At 53.4% G+C, this 17,944-nt stretch carries 16 protein-coding genes; 5 read left to right on the forward strand and 11 right to left on the reverse strand.

Features of this window, described 5'->3' with window-relative positions; translation table 11 throughout:
* Positions 1 to 126 precede the first annotated feature (126 nt).
* Positions 127 to 531, reverse strand: coding sequence for a hypothetical protein (locus AC07V0_RS00165; RefSeq protein ID WP_495019200.1), 405 nt, complete (start codon positions 529 to 531; stop codon positions 127 to 129).
* Between the two features lie 1,105 nt (positions 532 to 1,636).
* Between AC07V0_RS00165 and AC07V0_RS00170 the strand changes: the two genes are divergently transcribed.
* A complete protein-coding gene (locus tag AC07V0_RS00170) occupies positions 1,637 to 2,869 on the forward strand; it encodes an HNH endonuclease (protein WP_495019201.1) in 1,233 nt (410 codons plus the stop codon).
* A gap of 143 nt (positions 2,870 to 3,012) precedes the next feature.
* Positions 3,013 to 3,378: a histone-like nucleoid-structuring protein, MvaT/MvaU family gene (locus tag AC07V0_RS00175; protein ID WP_495019202.1), complete on the forward strand. Its 366-nt coding sequence runs from the start codon at positions 3,013 to 3,015 to the stop codon at positions 3,376 to 3,378.
* Between the two features lie 281 nt (positions 3,379 to 3,659).
* Here AC07V0_RS00175 and AC07V0_RS00180 read toward each other — a convergent pair whose 3' ends face one another.
* The 9 genes from AC07V0_RS00180 to AC07V0_RS00220 all read right to left on the reverse strand — a co-directional run bounded on the left by AC07V0_RS00180 (position 3,660) and on the right by AC07V0_RS00220 (position 13,572).
* Positions 3,660 to 4,922, reverse strand: coding sequence for an OprD family porin (locus AC07V0_RS00180; protein ID WP_495019389.1), 1,263 nt, complete (start codon positions 4,920 to 4,922; stop codon positions 3,660 to 3,662).
* Between the two features lie 123 nt (positions 4,923 to 5,045).
* Positions 5,046 to 6,698 carry an AMP-binding protein gene (locus tag AC07V0_RS00185; protein WP_495019203.1) on the reverse strand — a complete coding sequence of 551 codons (1,653 nt, stop codon included), beginning with the start codon at positions 6,696 to 6,698 and terminating at the stop codon, positions 5,046 to 5,048.
* Positions 6,695 to 7,435 (reverse strand): nitroreductase, encoded by a 741-nt coding sequence (locus AC07V0_RS00190; protein WP_495019204.1) that lies wholly within the window; start codon positions 7,433 to 7,435, stop codon positions 6,695 to 6,697. Before AC07V0_RS00190 ends, AC07V0_RS00185 begins: the two co-directional genes overlap by 4 nt.
* 63 nt (positions 7,436 to 7,498) lie before the next feature.
* Positions 7,499 to 8,845 carry an MFS transporter gene (locus tag AC07V0_RS00195; protein ID WP_495019205.1) on the reverse strand — a complete coding sequence of 449 codons (1,347 nt, stop codon included), beginning with the start codon at positions 8,843 to 8,845 and terminating at the stop codon, positions 7,499 to 7,501.
* Between the two features lie 377 nt (positions 8,846 to 9,222).
* A complete protein-coding gene (locus AC07V0_RS00200; protein ID WP_495019206.1) occupies positions 9,223 to 10,239 on the reverse strand; it encodes an AraC family transcriptional regulator in 1,017 nt (338 codons plus the stop codon).
* 313 nt (positions 10,240 to 10,552) lie between these two features.
* Positions 10,553 to 11,119: an NADPH-dependent FMN reductase gene (locus tag AC07V0_RS00205; RefSeq protein ID WP_495019207.1), complete on the reverse strand. Its 567-nt coding sequence runs from the start codon at positions 11,117 to 11,119 to the stop codon at positions 10,553 to 10,555.
* A gap of 40 nt (positions 11,120 to 11,159) precedes the next feature.
* Entirely contained in the window at positions 11,160 to 11,711 is a 552-nt protein-coding gene (locus AC07V0_RS00210) for a cupin domain-containing protein (protein WP_495019208.1), read from the reverse strand.
* Positions 11,712 to 11,806: 95 nt separating this feature from the next.
* Entirely contained in the window at positions 11,807 to 12,922 is a 1,116-nt protein-coding gene (locus tag AC07V0_RS00215) for an alcohol dehydrogenase catalytic domain-containing protein (RefSeq protein ID WP_495019209.1), read from the reverse strand.
* A 68-nt stretch (positions 12,923 to 12,990) separates the two neighbouring features.
* A complete protein-coding gene (locus AC07V0_RS00220; RefSeq protein ID WP_495019210.1) occupies positions 12,991 to 13,572 on the reverse strand; it encodes an amino acid synthesis family protein in 582 nt (193 codons plus the stop codon).
* A gap of 125 nt (positions 13,573 to 13,697) precedes the next feature.
* Between AC07V0_RS00220 and AC07V0_RS00225 the strand changes: the two genes are divergently transcribed.
* The 3 genes from AC07V0_RS00225 (at position 13,698) to AC07V0_RS00235 (ending at position 16,912) form a co-directional block, all read left to right on the forward strand.
* A complete protein-coding gene (locus tag AC07V0_RS00225) occupies positions 13,698 to 14,549 on the forward strand; it encodes a fumarylacetoacetate hydrolase family protein (protein WP_495019211.1) in 852 nt (283 codons plus the stop codon).
* Positions 14,550 to 14,589: 40 nt separating this feature from the next.
* Positions 14,590 to 15,150, forward strand: a complete 561-nt coding sequence (locus AC07V0_RS00230; protein ID WP_223545249.1) for a VOC family protein — start codon at positions 14,590 to 14,592, stop codon at positions 15,148 to 15,150.
* A 124-nt stretch (positions 15,151 to 15,274) separates the two neighbouring features.
* A complete protein-coding gene (locus AC07V0_RS00235; protein ID WP_495019212.1) occupies positions 15,275 to 16,912 on the forward strand; it encodes a bifunctional 3-(3-hydroxy-phenyl)propionate/3-hydroxycinnamic acid hydroxylase in 1,638 nt (545 codons plus the stop codon).
* A gap of 140 nt (positions 16,913 to 17,052) precedes the next feature.
* Here AC07V0_RS00235 and AC07V0_RS00240 read toward each other — a convergent pair whose 3' ends face one another.
* Positions 17,053 to 17,739, reverse strand: coding sequence for a GntR family transcriptional regulator (locus AC07V0_RS00240; protein WP_116264904.1), 687 nt, complete (start codon positions 17,737 to 17,739; stop codon positions 17,053 to 17,055).
* Positions 17,740 to 17,944 lie beyond the last annotated feature (205 nt).

Raw genomic sequence — 17,944 nt, forward strand, 5'->3', positions numbered from 1 at the left:
CCGCACCTCGCGGCTCGGGTAAAGCAGTCTTGCGCTACAAAACCAGATCAGTTTTCAGGACTAATTTTTTGTTTGCGACAGGCTACTAGGGAGGAGGGGAAAGTCGCCGTCGCGAACCAAGAGAAATTATGAAAGACGGTGAGCCGCTAAATGTTCCATGTCTCGAATCCAGCACCTCAGAAATCGACGCCAGTCATGGGCATAGCCTCCTTCCGGAAAACGCTCAGCAATTGCATTGGCTGCTTCGAATCTCGTTCGCCAAACTTCCGGAATGTGCTGGTCTAGAACGATTACAAAATGGTGCCCGTCGCTGCTTTCGTACGACGTTTCCGGCACAGAGTCTCTCAACTCCTCGATTGTCATAAGCGGAGCGTCGCTATGAGGTTGTTCGAGGTCTTGACGATCTATCTCATCGAGAATGCTCAGGTGAGGTTCTGCGCGTTTATCACCTGGTCGCAAGTCCTCCAGCCCCCACAGAGCGGCCCGCCTTGCGCGCTCTCGCTGCCACAGGCTTTTCAAATCGACCGCCATCAAGTTTTCCTTTATACATCCACGTTCTGCGCCAGCGTCATCGGCAGGGGTGAATTCAACTGCAGTCACATCTTCCTGGTTGACCTGGGACGCTTCCAACGGAAGCGCAATTGTACGCTGCTGGACGTTTGAGTTTGAATGCACGCTTTGCGCAATCTCCAAACAAAACGAGTCTGGAGGCCGTCGCAACTGCGCGAGGGTCGAGTCAACCAAAATATATTTTCAGAAGGCCCCTTGAAAAAAAATTTGAGCGACGGATCTTTATATTTGAGAGCAACAAAAAAGCAGCGATCTCACCGCCACGAATTACGCTGGCCGGTGTCGCAGCATCGATGTTGGCTTTTTGCTTGTGCTGTTGATTCTGCTCTTTGTTTTTTTGCGATTTATCGGGTGAAACGCTGGCTTAAGGTGGCCCGTAGGGCATAGCAAAATCGTTCACCTTTGCGGCTGAAAGCCGCTGCTTTCAGGTTTGACTTCAAACAACGGGCGTTTTTTTGAAAAAAATACCCATGTTGGACAACAACATGCCGCGCAAGGCCCACGTAATAAGGGTTTCAGGGATGGATAGGGAGCATGAACTGGCCATTTGGAGGTCAGTGTATGAGACATGTGGTGCCCCTACATTTGTGCGCCTGGTTGAAGAAGCGCTCGACCACTACAAGCGTATACCAGGACTTGATTGGCCCACTAGGCTTCACGTATCCGAAGTCGGGTTGCCGTGTGTTCAAGTATTGCGAGGGGTGCTGAGCATTCGAGGTTTGGATACCAGCACCTCAGATAATTACATCGAGATCAGATCCCGTCTGAAAGATCATCTGTGTCAGCAGCTGCAATGGCATCTCGTGGCCAATGACCTGGGCACTGACGAAATGAAGGACGATCAATTGGGCAGGGATTTAGGTCTCTAGTCGGGCCATTTCATGGCGTGCCGCCTTATCTTCAATCCAGACCTTTTCATGAGCGTTTTTACTTGTGTGTGACAGGCTGTTGGCGAGAGGCGGATGTTCACGATTTGATGGTGATGTGCGCCGCATTGTAATCGCTTCGCACGGCTGATTTTTTGGGCATTGATGGCATCAGTTGACGGCATATGGAGCAATAGCAAATGGATTATCACATCTTCAACATTGGCGCTCCGTACATCAATGAGTGGTGGAGCGAGCTGCGGCAGCGGGCAGTCATCACAGCTGGGTTCAACGGCGATCCAGGGGATCGAGGTGATGTCATCCTGCATGACATGGCAGAAGGGGATTGGCTCATCGCCTACTGCAACAAGCGCGGTTATGTCGGCGCAGGCATCGTTTCAGACATCGACAGTTACGTCTTATACGATGAGGATGTGCCTGGGTCTCTTTCGGATCATCGTCACGAACGAGGCGTTTCATGGCTCTATACCGTAGAGAACATCGCCAACGCTGTAACACTCGGTGAAGTTAACCAATCAGCCCCAAGACAAGCAAAGGAACGCGAGCGGGACGTTGGCGTAGCCGAGAAAATCATTGAGCTACTGAAGCACCGTAGCGCCGCAGACAAGTCAGCAAAACACTGGCGTGTGTTGTCCGCGGTTCAGGCGATCGGTCGACCGTGCTCCATCCGAGAGATACAGACCTGGTTGTCGCAACACTATCCTGAAGAATTCAATGGCGATGCCCGAGAAAATGCAACGTTGTTGACCGTCAATGATGTCAACCGGCGCCACTATGACCGATACCGGAAAAACTTCAGAACCGATGGAGGGCATCCGTTGGATGCGCTCTACCGAGAAAGCCCCAACCGCAACGTAACCTATCAGCTGTATCAGCCTACTCAGCATGGGATCTGGGATATCGAGCGCGAGGTAGGCGGGGGTTTCAGGGTGGTGCAACTTGAATCAACTGACTTCGAGCAGGCACTTGCTGAGGCGCACAAGCAAGTGACAGACGAAGCGCTCAATCCCATCGAGTCCGAGGAGGATGAGCGACGTCGGCAGCAAGGGGCGATAGTGATCCGTGAGGGGCAGGGCGTTTTTAAAGCGGCGCTTCTTTCTGCCTATGACCGACGTTGCGCAATGACCGGTTGCGCGGTTGTCGAGATCCTTGAGGCTGCCCATATCAAACCTTACCTGGGCACCCGCACCAATCGCACCGACAACGGCCTGCTATTGCGTGCAGACATCCATACGCTGTTCGACAAGGGCCTCATATGGATCGATGAGCAACTGCACATTCAGACATCGGAGCGATTACAAGGTAGCGAGTACGCCACCCTCAAAGGGAAGCCACTACGTGTCCCGACTGAAACAACAGAGCGACCCCACCCGGATCACCTGGCTGCTCACCGTAAGTTGTGTGGACGCTGAGAGAGGGGGCGGCTTAGTGTGATGCTCTTGCTCACAGCGTCATGACGTAAACGAGCTATGGTGATACATTCGTAACTAGCAATCATCAGAATACTTGCATCGGCCTGTGTAGTCGCCACGCCACAATTTATAAGGAAAGCCCATTGTCTCGCCTCGCCGAATACCGGAAATTGGAACAGCAGCTTGCTCAACAACTCGCTGAGCTCGAATCGATGAAAAGCGATTCGGGCCTCAAGAAGGAAATGGAGTTTGAGAACAAACTGCGAGGCTTGCTGGGTGAGTACAGCTACAGCCTGAAAGACGTGATCAACCTGCTTGATCCGCAAGTTGGTCGTCGCGCCACTGCAGTCGAGGCAAAATCTGGAGCTCGCAAACCGCGTCAGGTGAAAATCTACAAAAACCCTCACACCGGTGAAGTCGTCGAAACCAAAGGCGGGAATCACAAAACGTTGAAGGAATGGAAAACAGAACACGGCTCCGCGACCGTTGAATCTTGGCTGACTAAGTGATTTTGGTTTGAGTACAAAAGGGCCCGAGAGGGCCCTTATTTGTTGGCTCGCACGGCATTCCGTGAACGACCAGGAAATGTAGATTTCGATGGGGCATCCGAGCCTCGTCACTCATCCTCGTTGCCAAGTAAATGTGCATGATTTTGTGGTCACTATCGAGAGCCTGCCCGTGGCCATGTACTGCTATGCGGGCAATGGGCAGTTGGTCGTTTGCCCCTAGGCGACGTTTTCCAATCAACCGCACTCAGCATCTAAGTGCGGCCGTCGACCGACTTCATCATTCAGAACTTGAGCGTGTACCGAAAAATCAGACGATTTTCGTTGGCGCTATCGGCGTAAGTGGAACGATTTGTCGAGTTTCGCCACTGTGCCGATACGTTCTTGAAGGGGCCGCTTTGTACTGTGTAAGTAATATCGGTGACGCGTTCCCATTCGTTGCCATCTTCACCTTCCGATCGTAGAGCCGCTGCTTGGGCAGAGCCCAAAAGGCTAGGATCTACATCTTCACCTTTTGCGTATTTCAAGCCTAGGGTAAGTCCAGGCAGCCCTGCCGCTGCGAAGTCGAAATCGTAGCGTGCGATCCAGACGCGCTCTTGGGGTGCTGTAAAGGTGCTGACCAACGACTCAGCGAACAGATACGTGTCAGCGCCATTGATCATGGCGAACGATGTATCCCCCCAGGCTTTCTGGAAACCGGCGCCGAAGGTGTGACCGCTCTGGCGATAAGAAAGCATCGTGCTGAGAGTGCGGTTGTTCACATCACCTAAACCTTCATCCCCTGTTTCGCTGGCGGAAAAAAATCGAACGTCGGAGATTACTGCTCCGGTGCCAAGTGTTCGCTCAAACTTCAGACCAAAAAAATTCGAGCGGTAGAGGTCTTCCAGTTCAGCCACGTGATAGCTAAGTGAGAGTTGTGGCAAGACTTTGTAATCAAGTGCGAGATAGGTGTAGTGATCGGCCTTTACGGGTTTGTACCCAAACGCAGTCAGTGACTCAAAGTCCGTAGAGTTTCGCTGTTTCACCGCGTTAATTCGTAAGGCGCTGAAGGTGAGAGGTTCCAGGTCTTTGGATAGCAGCATTCCACCGCGAAACACTTGCGGAAGCAGGCGGCTGTTATTGCTGGACAGCAGTGGGAGTAACGGATTGAGACCACCAATGCGTAACTCGCTGCGACCAAGGCGAGCCTTCACGGTTGGAATAAATTTGCTGTACTCGTCATCTACATTGCGCTGTGAATCAAAGGCCAATAGGCCCGAACCAGTTCGATCAGGGCTGGAGTCCAGTTTGACCCCCAGCAGACCGAGCGCATCGACACCAAACCCAAGCGTGCCCTCAGTGAAGCCGGACTGCACATTCAAGATAAAGCCTTGAGCCCATTCATCGCGTTTGGATTGTTTAGCCCCATCGTTGCGAAAATCACGGTTGTAGTAGAAGTTACGCGACTCAAGGCTTGTCTGTGTGTCCTTGATAAAATCTGCGAAGGCGTTCGGAGCCGCACAAGTGAACAGGATTGTCGAGATCGACGTCATACGGTTTTTTGCCATCTCTAATGCACCATTTGTTGTTGTTTTTGGTGTTTGCAACGCGCGCGACTTCCTGAGGAGCGTCGCGCCCGCACTCCGCATGTTGATAGTCTTTGTATTAAGTGAGGTGTGGCTGCAGGGGTGTTAGCCGCTTGAAGCCAGTCGCACGATGGCTTCCCGGCTACCCGCTTGTTGGCGAAGAATGAATTTCTGGATTTTTCCAGTCGCCGTTTTTGGAAGCTCCATGAATATCACGCGGCTTGGGCACTTATAGCGGGCTAAACGTGCTTGGCAGTACGCGATAAGTTCAGCCTCCGTAGGCTGCTGAGATTCGCTTTTCAGCTCGATGAACGCGCAGGGCACTTCACCCCATTTATCGTCCGGCTGTGCCACCACGGCTGCATGAAGTACCGACGTATGACCATGGAGGATGTCTTCGATTTCTACGGAGGAGATGTTTTCGCCACCGGAGATGATGACGTCCTTGCAGCGGTCGGTGATCTGCATGTAGCCGTTGGGATGAACCACCGCTACATCGCCGGTATGGAACCAACCGCCCTCGAATGCCTTCTGGGTCGCTGCCTCGTTTTTCAGGTAGCCCATCATCACGGTATTGCCTCGCAGCAGCAGTTCACCTGTGGTCTGGCCATCATGGGGTACGGGCTCTAGTGTTTCCGAGTCGGCAACCATCAAATCTTCGAACGCCGCAGCCCGCGAGCCTTGTCGAACACGCATTCTGGCTTTTTCTGGTGCGCTGAGTTCATCCCAGCCGTCCTGCCAAACACAGCTGATTGGCGTACCTGCCACTTCAGTGATGCCGTACACGTGATCAACCTGGAAACCCATGGATACCACTACGTCCAGCACTGTCGCAGGTGGTGGAGACCCAGCTGTCAGTACGCGAACCGAATGCGAAAGTGCTGGTGGTTTCGGCGCATTGGCGATCATGGCCATCACGGTTGGTGCTGCACAAAAATGGTCAGCCTTGTGTTTGGAAATGGCATCGAAGACGTTTTCTGCAGATACCTTACGCAAGCAAATATGTGTTCCTGCCGCCGCCGCAATTGCCCAGGTGAAGCACCATCCGTTGGCGTGAAACATTGGCAGCGTCCATAAGTACCGAGGTGCCTGTGGTAGCGACCAGTTGGTCATTTGCAGCAGGCTCATCAGGTAAGTGCCTCGGTGGCTGACAACCACACCTTTTGGGTCTCCCGTGGTGCCCGAGGTGTAGTTGAGGGCAATAGGCTGCCACTCAGTGGTGGGCCATACCCCCTTGAACTGCGGGTCACCTTCGGCGAGTAGTGTTTCATAGTCTGGGGCATCTACATCGACACATACCGTGGCTAGATGATCGCGAATAATGATGAGTACCGGACGGAGTTCGAGCTGCTCCAGTGCGGCAGACGCAACGGCCATGTACTCGCAATCGACCAGCAGCAATTTGCATTCACTGTGACGCAAAATAAATGCTATGCCATCGGCATCCAGGCGATGGTTAATTGTATTGAGGGTGGCACCCGATAACGGAATCCCAAAGTGCGCTTCGACCATCGCTGGCGTGTTGGGTGAGAGGATGGACACGGTATCGCCCAGCTTGATGCCTCGGCCTATCAGAGATGATGCAAGGCGGTAACAACGCTCGTGTGTTTGTGCCCAGGTGCGTTGCAATTCTCCGTGGACAATGGCCACCCGCTCAGGATGAACCAGTGCGACTCGATCCAGGAATCCAAGCGGGGTTAGCGGGACATGGTTTGCTGGGCTTTGATCGAGTCCACTTGCGTATGCACCACTAATCATGGGCAGGTCTCCTTATTATTATGGTGAAAAACTGCGAAAGCACTGACTGGCTCCCGCGCCGTTACCAGCGTGTTTTCAATAGCCACGGGATCGGCGTAACCAAGGCTCATGCCACATACCAGCATTTGCTCGGCCGGGATGTGCAGAACGTCTGAGATGACATTGTGGTATTTGAGAAATGCGGCCTGCGGACACGTGTGCAAGCCTCGGCCACGTGCAGCCAGCATGACGCTTTGCAGAAACATGCCGTAATCCAGCAGGCTGCCTTGCTCAAGCACTTTGTCCAACGTAAACAGCAGGCCCACCGGGGCATCGAAGAATCGGTAGTTACGCCCGTGCTGTTGGTGCATGCGTTGCTTCTCACCTTTGGCAATCCCCAGCAGCCCGTAGAGATCCCAGCCCACCTTACGTCTGCGATCAACGTAGGGCGTGACCCACTCGCGGGGGTAGTATTCGTAAGGATCTTGCATGTCGCTACTGAGCTGCGGATCGTTGTCGATAGCGGCGATTGCCATCGACAGCCGATCTTTGGCGTCACCGGTTACGACATGAACGCGCCATGGCTGCATGTTCACACCCGAAGCACTGAAGCGAGCGATGTCTAGAATCGCTTCAATTTCTTCATGGGGCACAGCTGTCGGGAGAAAGGCTCTGACGCTGCGGCGTGAGGCGATTGCCCAGTCGACCGTGCGCTTAAGCTCTTGCGCTGACAGTGGCGGTAGTGACAAGCGATTCAAGGTACACATCCTTTAACTTGTTCAAGTCAGATGGTCAGGGACATGAGGACGGCTAGCAGTCTGTCAGCGTGAAAAGACTGGCGCTTTGCTGACCTGTGTGGAGTCTGCCCGTGCCTGGTTTACGAACGTGACCGCCAAGGCGCCGATGAGGCCTGCGAGTGCGATCACCATGAAGTTTTGTTCAAGTGGCAAGGCCAGTGAAACGAGCCAGCCGATTAGTACCGGAGCGATAATTGCGCCAATACGGCCAACTCCAGACGCGAAGCCCACGCCTGTCGAACGGATTGGAGTGGGATAGAAGTCCCCGGCGTAGGCGTAGGCAATCAGTTGAGTGCCGAGCGTTGAGGCACCAACAATGAAAACGACCACGAACAACAATTCCGTTGAACGTGTAAATCCCATCACGGTAAGCGCCACTGCTCCCACAACGTAGAACGTAATCAGCACATGCTTGATGTTGAATTTATCGCTGAGCCATCCGCCTCCAATCGCACCGACATTCGCCCCCACGTTGAACACGATGACGAAGTTGAGAGCCGAGCCAAGACTATGACCTGACATTGCCATCAATTTGGTCAACCAGGAATTGAGCGCGTAGACCATGAAGAGACCCGTCATGAATGCAGCCCAGATCATGACCGTACTGAACCCGCGCCCCTCGCTGAATAGCCCTTTGATCGGACTGTCGAGCGAAGCTCTTGTCTCGGCAGGATTACCCGCGAGCACAGCGTCACTGCTCAGCGTATAAGCGGGATTGATCCTTTTGACGATGGTGCGCAGTTCCGCTTGGCGGCCGTGTTTGAGCAAGTACGCCATGGACTCTGGCATGGTTTTCAAAATCAGTGGGATCAACAGGACGGGGAGGGCTGCAACAAAAAAGACCGACTGCCAACCGTGACTTTCGATCAGCTGCTTGCCCGTGAGCGCGACTAGAATGCCGCCCACGGAGTAGCCCGCAAACACTAAGGTCACCAGGCGAGTACGAAGCTTCGCTGGAGAGAACTCGCCCATTTGAGCGGTCACTATCGGAAGAACGCCACCGATCCCCAGGCCGGCGATAAAGCGCGAGATGCTGAAGCTGATCGGATCACCGGTGAGCCCTGCCGCTGCCGTGAACAGGCTAAACAGTGCAACACAGATCGCGATCATTTTAGGACGCCCGATACGATCGGCTAAGGTGCCCAGAAAGATAGCGCCCAGCATTGTCCCGAGCAGGGCCGACCCGGCCATGACGCCAGCGCTCGTAGCGTCAATTCCCATATCCTGCATGATGGCGGGAAGTGCAGCGCCGACGACGGCGAGGTCATAACCATCGATGATCAGAATCAGCACGCACCAGAAAAGAACCAGCCGATGAAATCCGTTGAATTTTGATTCGCCCGCGAGCGTGTAGACGTTCACTGATTGCATATCGTGTCTCCTTCAATTTTATTTTTGTTGGTGAAGTGCACTTGCTTACGTACATCAGGTTTGCTTTCCCCCAAGCGGTTAGCCATTGGGTACTTACTGACTGCCGATACCTCGATTTTTGGAGTCGTTGACCTCTGGCGATTTTCTTTCGCAAGGAAGCCATTTCTGGTCATTCTAGGTAGGCGATATGGCGCAGCCCATGCCCGGCCGCACCAACTTATGTGAGCTGTTTGGGCATAAAGGAAGTGCTCCGCAGTGTGTGAACAGCTGCGGCGGGAGGGTAGAGTGGTGATAGCGAAGGCCAGGAAACGAGCTCCTGGCTAGCGGATATTGGCTAGTGGCACGAGGGAGTAGTTCGTGTTTCTAGTTGGTGAAGATCACTCGTCTAAATGATCGCGTCGATAAGCACCTGGATTGACACCTGTCCATTTCTTGAACGCTCGATGGAAAGCGCTGGTTTCCTGAAAACCGGTTTCTGCTGCAACGTCCGTAACGGTCATATCACCACGCGAAAGCAAATCAATGGCCATGTCGCGACGCAAATCGTCCTTGAGATTTTGATAATGGGTACCCTCTGCCTGCAGCCGACGCTGAAGTGTCGAGTTGGACATGCGCAGCACAAGTGCCAGGTCGTCTCGCTCGGGCCATTTATCTGGGCTAAGCCCACGCAAGTGTCGTCTTATCTGTGCGCTGATACTGTCGTCGTTTCGGTACTTCACCAATAGGCTGGCTGGAGACTCTTTAAGAAAACCGCTAATGGTTGTAGTCGACTGCGCAATTTTCATGTCCAGGAATTTTTTGTCGAAGCTAACCAAGGTCGTTGGAGCGTCGTATTGAATGTCCTCGCAAAAACGCATTCGGTAGTCGCTTTCATCCACTGGCTTTGGAGCACGGAAACTGAGCTTCTGCAATGGAATACGCTGGTTTACAAGCCAGCATGACAGGCCATGTACCAAGATGAACCAAGTACCGTAAGCAAATAGTCGTCGCAAGATTCCCTGATCCTGCAGGAGGATAAACGCCTGATCTTCCTTGACGTGTAGTTCGCCATGAATGTCATCGAGTACCAACCGCAAGAACGAAAGCATCCGAGGCAGAGCCTGGCCCAAGGTGGAGCAATCGAGGAGTGCGTGGCACATCAGTTTGAAGCTGCCTCGACGCATTGGATGACTATCAATGCCGAAAAACTCGTCATCCAGCAGGTCTGCCAGCTCCACCCACAGACGAGCAAAAGAAGCAGCTGAAACTCTGGCTCTTGGGGCATCAAGCAGTAGAGGGTCTATGTCTGCATTTACTAATGCAAAGGCCAGATCCATGCCTCGTTGCTTGGCGCTGTAAAGGGCTTCATGCACCAGTGCGATTGATGTGGTTCCTTTGTCCTGGATGTTCGCCATGAGTTCCCCATGAGTGTGTGGCCGTACTCAATAAATGGCTAGCGCAGTTTTGTTACCAGCGCGACGATTGCTTCGGCTAAACCACATAGCTTCCAAAGTCATGTGAGACCACCATTTGGTAGCATCAGTGAACCGGTGCCGCTTTTCTAGTGGCACCGCGCAACCTGCGCCTCTAGCACGGAGACACCTTCTGCGTTGAGTATCCGTACTTCAGCCATTGCATGTCCACGAACATCAATTTCTGCGATATACCAATGACAGGTGAGCTGCTCCCCCGCGTATCTGCTTCATCGCCTTGAATTTGCTAGCCATCTCAATATTGCTCTGTCGCAAGATCGATTTCCCTTTTCAACTCATTGATGGCTGCGAGCATGAATTCAATCGTTGGCTCGTCGACGAATCTTCCGCTCTGCATCTTTTGATTGACGTTAGGAATGACAATTTGGGGGCAGCAAACCACTTTGGAAAGCGTGGCTGATAACGTCTCACGCAGCTGAGACTGGGCGCGTACCCCGCCGAGCAAACCCGGTGAGGAAGTCATTATCAAAACTGGCTTATTTTTTAGAGGTGAATTGAAGCCGGGACGAGAGGCCCAATCCAGTGCGTTTTTCAGAACGCCAGAAGTGCCGTAGTTATACTCAGGTGAGCAGAGGATCAAGCCGTCGGCGAGTGAAATCGCTTCCTTCAGAGCCTCCACTGAGCTCGGTAACGCCGCCGTTTCGAGATCACTGTTGTACAGGGGGATATCGTTCAACGGAAAGAGGCTCATCTCTATTTGATGACTCAAGCGAGACGCGAGTGTCTCTAATATCACGGTGTTGTTTGATGCTGAGCGCAAGCTGCCTGAGATGCCGATTAAACGGAAAGTTGAAGTGCTCATAGAACTCCTTGAACCAAGAGAAGGGCTGGGCTCGATGAGACTACAAGCCAGGTTTCTCTGGGAGCGATGCACCTATCATCACAAAAAGCGCCCTGGCAATTCCTTCGCTTTTATTGCGCCACGCGTGCCGCGTGCCATTTTGAATCACGATGTCGCCGGCCTTCACCAGACGGCTCTCGCCATTATCCAATTCAAGCCACATTTCGCCTTCCAAAATGATTCCGTAATCAATGGTGGCAGTGGTGTGCATACCCGGATTTTCCGGCTCAAAGCTTTCAATCAAACCAGGCAGCGCAACACCCAGTTCCTCATATGCCCGGACACCATCGATAGGGTTTTGCATGATCGAGTCAGGTGGGAAATCAAATATGGCGAGGCTGGTGCCTCCCAGTGGCGGAATTAGCGACGCGTAGTCAAGCGTGGGGTCGCTGCTTTGCTCAAGACAAACCGGATGTGCTGAAGTCTTCCACAGCTGGGCCATAGCGTGCCCCGGAATCGAGGTAAAGGATTGTGCTCTTGGAGCGTAATCATCAGAAACGAACACGGAGCTTCCATGTTCGTCATGACCGGTCACGATTCTTCTTATTTTCATTCTAAATTACTCGACTAATAGTCAAAAAGCACTGGCGTAACTGACGACCGAAAGACGGCGAGGGGCGGCTAAACCGCTCCGCTCGCCGAGCTTTATCAAGGACAGATGACGTAGTTGCTGAAGCCGCCGTGGCGGTTTTCGATACCGGTGATTGCGTTGTTGACGTCCTCAAGCTTGAAGGTCGTGTTTTCAAAAAATGAGAGATCAAGCACTCCTGATTCAACCATGTCAGCCATGGCTTGTCCTTGCCCTGTCGTGAACCAGGCGGAGCCGCTGATCTGGATGTCGTTGTCCATGATCCAATGGAGGTCGATGGGGACTTCGCCGGCGATGGCGCCGACGTTAACCAGGTGCCCACCGCGATGGAGAGATTTAAGGGCTTGGGTCAGGCTTTCGTGGGGGGCTCCTGGGCCCAAGGCATCAATGACCACATCGACGCCTTCGCCATGGGTGACTTCGAAGACCCATTCATTGGTGGGAATCGTACCAAGGGTATGAATTTCAATTCGCCCTGGGGCAGCCAGGTCTTTCACCTTTTGGAACAATTCCTGGTTTCTGGCAGTGCCGAGGATTTTACGCACGCCCATTGCCAGCGCCAGGGCGACCGCACCCAAGCCAAGTGTGCCGCTGATCCCGTTGATTAGTACCGTACTGCCGGGGCCCGCGTTGGCCTTGAGCAAAGCCTTGTAGGCGGTGCCCAGATAACCCAGGCGCGCGGCAGTTTCGAAACTGATGTTACTCGGCAGTTTGACCAGACTGTACTGCGGGGCCGGGATGTACTCACAAAGGCCGCCGTAGGGGTAGTCTTCGAACATGCGCGGGCTTTTCGGCGTAAAGCCAAAATAGCCGTTGAAAGTATAGGCGGTGCAGGCAACTGTGTTGCCCGCACGGCACGCTCGGCAGGAGCCGCAGTGTCGGCCCGGATTGACATACACCCGGTCGCCGACCTTGAAGTCGTAGACTTGAGTACCTACTCCTTCGACGACACCTGATGGATCGAGCCCGAAAATGGCAGGAAGTTTCGGCAGCGGATTTTGAGGGAACCACTTAACCCAGTTGGTGAGAATGTTGTGCAGGTTTGGGACGATCCCACATGCTTTAACCTTGACCAGCACCTCGGTAGGGCGAATTTCGGGTACTGAAACTTGCTCGATGACCATGGGTTTACCGCCTTCATACAGGCGTGCAGCGCGCATAGTTTTTGCAGTCATGATGTTCTCCAACACATATTGTTTTTGTAGTGCTACGTAACCTTGGAGCAAGCTTTAAATCTTCGGCACTAGCGCAGTCCGTCTTCGCCCTTCACATCGGAGGCCGCTAGACCGCCCAATCGTGCATGTATCCGGCCGCCTGTAGCCATGGCTAGACCAAAGGCGATTTCGCCACGGCGAGGGCCGTCCCATACGGTCATTTCAGCCACACCGAAGTGGCTACGAACATACGCAGCTTGTATATGACCCAGAGGGATCATCACCCGGCAACCTGGGCCACCGATGGTCTTCGCCGCCGGCACGATTGCCTTCGGGTTACCGAGGGCTTCGCGCATTGCCCAACCACCAGCTTCGTGCCAGACAGCTCCGTGTTCCAACTCGCCGTCTTCTCCGACGATTGCACCCTTGCCATAGGCTTGTACCTGCTTCGCACCACCAAGCGTATGGATCAGTTGCTCGGACAGCTCTGCTCCTAAAGCTCGCAATTCCTGCATAAACGGCAACAGGTCTTCGACATATCGACCTGCGTACGGATTGGTAACCACGGCAGTGGCCACAGCAATCCTGAGCGGAACGGACGAGCGGGGCCCGCCTTCGTGGAACACTTCTTCGACGTCCAGTTTGACCTTACGAACCATCACAAGCGGCATACCTAACCTCCAGAACCGAGAGCCTCAAGTGGCTCGCTATTTTTTTAAACCGGCCTTTTGCATTATGCATTTAATGATGTATCGTGCAAGAGGTTGGTTTTTATGCACAAAAACAGGAGAGGATTATGAAGCTGATTTCGTATCGTAAAGAGGGGAAGGCCCATTTCGGCGCGGTGTCTGGCGATGGGGTGGTTGAGCTGACTCGTCGTTTTGCACAGGTTGCGGATCTCGCTTCTTTTCTGGCGGAGCCAACGATGTTGCAGGAGGCCCGGCAGATAGTAGAAGCAGCGCAGCCCGATTACCCCTTTTCAAGTGTCGAGTTGGAAGCCGTCATACCGAATCCCGGCAAGATCATTTGCGTCGGCATTAACTATGTCGCTCACGCGGAAGAGGCCGGCAGAAAGGTTGGAGAGTTTCCGGTTATTTTTCAGCGTTTTGCCGAAACCTTGCTTCCCCATGGAGAGCCACTTGTAAGGCCTCAGGTGTCAGAGCAATTTGATTTTGAAGCAGAGTTGGCCGTTGTGATCGGAAAAGGCGGCGCGCACATCGATCCGAAAGATGCGATGGATCATGTTGCGGGTTACACCTGCTTCAACGATGCCAGTGTGCGCGATTGGCAATTCCATACGCACCAGTACGGTATGGGCAAGACTTTCAGGAAAACCGGTGCGCTAGGCCCATGGCTGGTTCCGGCTTCAGAAATTCCCGATTACCGTAAGCTGGTAGTACGCGGAGTACTCAATGGCGAGCAGTTGCAGGAAGGCAGCCTTTCGGAGCTGGCTTTTGACATTCCCCAATTGATTTCTTATGTATCGAAGGCACTTCCCTGGAACCCGGGTGACATTCTGGCAACCGGTACGCCAAGCGGGATTGGCTTCAAGAGGAAGCCTCCAATTTTCCTGAAACCCGGTGATGTTTTTGAAGTGATCATCACGGAGATCGGGACGCTATCGAACGGCGTTATTGACGAAGCCTAAGCGTTGTCCTCTACACAATCATAAAAACCGGAGGTTCCATATGCCCGCATTACCCACTATCAATTTCACCCACACCGGCGTGTTTTGCGCAGACCTTGATCGTATGGTCGATTTTTACTGCCGTACCCTGGGCTTCATCGTCAGTGACAAAGGTGTCGCTTCTACAGGGCATCGGTTGTTTTTTATGACGCAGAACCCCGAATTGCATCACCAGGTTGTGCTCTTCGACGGTAAGCCTGTCGACCTACCATTCAACCCGATCAACCAGCTTTCGTTTCTGCTGAACTCTCTGGATGACCTGAAGGCCTATTATCAATTCGCCAAAAAGAGCGGCATCGAAGGGATTGCTCAGGTGGATCACGGCAACGCCTGGTCGATGTACTTCAAAGACCCTGAAGGCAACCCCGTCGAAATGTATGTCGATGCGCCGTTCTACACCGCACAGCCTTGCAAGGAACCACTAGATCTCGAGTTGCCGACTGAAGTCATCCTGGCCCAGACCGAAGCCATGTGTAAGCGTCGTCCCGGTTTCCAGACACGAGAGCAATGGATGGACTCCATTCGGGCGAGGATCGAAGAGCAACGGGTTCGAATCGGTTAGTCGTGTAGGGAAGGGCCATCGGGCCGTTCTGAATGTTGGATGCCGAGGTCTGGTGGGTGAGCGTGCGAAAGTCGGTTCATCGGCCAGACGTTGCGATAGATAAAAACAAAAAGCGGAGTAGACGATGGACTACGATGTCATCATTGTTGGAATGGGGCCGGTCGGTGCTCTGTGCGCGAATCTCGCCGGCATGTGGGGGCTGAAGGCTCTCGTCGTGGACAAGTCCGAAACGGTGTACACCAATCCAAGGGCTATGGGCTTTGACCACGAGGTGATGCGTGTCTTCGGCAACATTGGCTTGGCCGATGACATTGCCGAACATGTCATGCCTTATCGTCCCTCTGAGTACCGTACTACCGGTTCTCAGCTGATCAAACGCATTGATGCCGCCAAACCTCCATTTCCGTTGGGTTGGGCACCAAACTACGTGTTCTCGCAGCCACCTGTAGAGCGTGCGCTGCGTAAAAAAATTTCGAGCTTCAAGTCTGTAACGGTAGAACTCGGCTCAGAGGTTTTATCGGTTGACTCCAAAGATGTACAAGCTGATGTTCGCATCCAAGCTAAGGATGGAACTGAGCGCACTGTGTCTGCGGACTATGTCTTGGCATGTGATGGGGGCACCAGCCCGATCCGAACCCGTCTAGGGTTAAAAATGGAGGATCTCGCATTCGATGAGCCGTGGCTCGTCGTCGACGTAATCCTGAATGAAGGGGCGGGTGAGCACCTGCCAAAGACGAACGTGCAGTTTTGCGAGCTGGCCAGACCTTGCACCTTTGTCGTAGGCCCGGGTCAACATCGGCGTTGGGAGTTCATGATCAATCCTGACGAGCAACCGACGGAAATTTCCCAGCCCGAAGTGATCAAGACGTTGATCTCCCGCTGGTTGCCTCAGGGCGACTATCAGCTATGGCGAGCCTCTGCTTACCGATTCCATGCACTGATTTTGGAGCAGTGGAAGTCCGATCGAGTATTTTTTCTAGGGGACGCCGCGCACATGACGCCTCCATTCCTGGCTCAAGGCATGTGTCAGGGAATCCGCGATGCGCTGAACCTGGTCTGGAAGCTCGCGCTGGTAAAAGGAGGTCTGGCAGCACCGGCATTCCTGAATACCTACCAAACTGAACGGATTCCTCACGTCCGCCAAACCACCCTGGCAGCCAAAGAATTTGGTGTAGTGATCTGTGAGCGTGATAACGAGAGAGCAGCGATCCGGGATACGCGATTAATCCAGCAGATGACGGAAAATCCGGGAGGTACGATCAGACAATCGCTGATTCCTGGGCTGTCGCGAGGCTTTGTCTCGCAAGTCGCTCCTGCCGGTGAGCTGTTTCCTCAGCCAATGGTCATCAACCATACGGGTAAAAAAGCACTGCTGGATGAATTTACCGGGCAATCCTTTCGAGTGGTGGTTGCGCCTGGATTCGACGCTAGCGCGTTACTGAGATGTCTGCGCAGTAGCCAATCCCTTAAAGGTCTGCCCATTCAGGTCGTGCGATTGGTCAGCCCTCAGCAGACTGCTGCTCGCACTGTTGATGATTATGAAGAGGTCGACGGCGTACTGACACAATGGCTTGAGAGTCGAGGCTGCAATGTGGTCATCGTGCGGCCGGATCACTACGTGTACGGCGGGGCAGTCACTGTCGCCTGGGCGATGGAACTGCTAGAGGGAATGGAGCTTGCCTTGTGGTGCAAGGAACCTGAACAGGCTAGGCAGAGTAGCGGCGGAGCGTGCGACACGACAAACAGGTTTGCGCAGGTGTAAACCTACAAGGGGCTGTAGAGCCTTCGCATTGCACTGTCCACGAAAGCAGTTGCGATGCGAAGGTTTTTTTGAGTTTGAATTGGACGCGGAGAACATCGAGTGTCGCCCCGAATGGGGGGGGCGACAGGCTATCGATTTAGTTATTGGAGCGTGGCTTGTTGGCGTTCGATAGCTTCGACAGTTCGGCCCAAAGTCCCTTGGATGTGATTGCGCAAGAGCGTCACCGCTTTGTCTGAATCGCGTGCAAGCGCAGCATCCATTAACTCTTGATGTTCATTTCCCTTGTGCCTTGGAGTCTGCCGCTGCTTGGCTGAGAAGCGTCTGTAGCGCTCTGCTCTGTCGAACAGGGAGTCAACCATCTTCAACATCAACGGTGACGGGCAGGCCGCGAACAGCGCAAAGTGGAAAGCCTTATGCCGGATAGACCACTCATCATCGAGTACGAGCACGCCGCTACCAAGTTTTTTCTCAATCAGATTCAGGCGGTGAAATGCACCCAGCACATCGGCTTCCCAGGCATCGTCGCCATACTGGATGGCATCGCTTAGCGCTTCGCACTCGAGCAGGCAGCGCAATCGCGTAATGTCGCGAAAGTCTGTCGTGGAAATCGGAGCGACCCTGAACCCCTTGTTGTCGCTGGCTTCGACGACACCGTCCTGAGTCAGTCGATTGAGGGCTTCACGAATAGGGGAGCTACTGAGCCCATACGTTTTGGACAGTTCGGCCACTTTGAGTTTTTCGCCCGGGGCCAGCTCGCAACAAACAATCGCTTTTTTCATCTTCGTCAGCGCGACATCGATCAGCGGACTGCCGGGTGAGGTGATCATGGTCGGAGTCATCCTAAAATTTGCACTAAATCAATTTTATGCGCAAAACCTTCTTTAGTGCAAAGGTTGAATGTCAGAATTGCGCATAATTTTTAACGGGCCGCAAGCAGGAAAACGTTGACCATTCTTTCAACGGCTTTGATTCGCCGTTCGCCCTATAACTGCTAGCTGTTCCCCCCCTCCAGATTCACCTCTCCTGTTGCTT

This window comes from Pseudomonas sp. GW821-FHT01E10 (assembly GCF_059422365.1).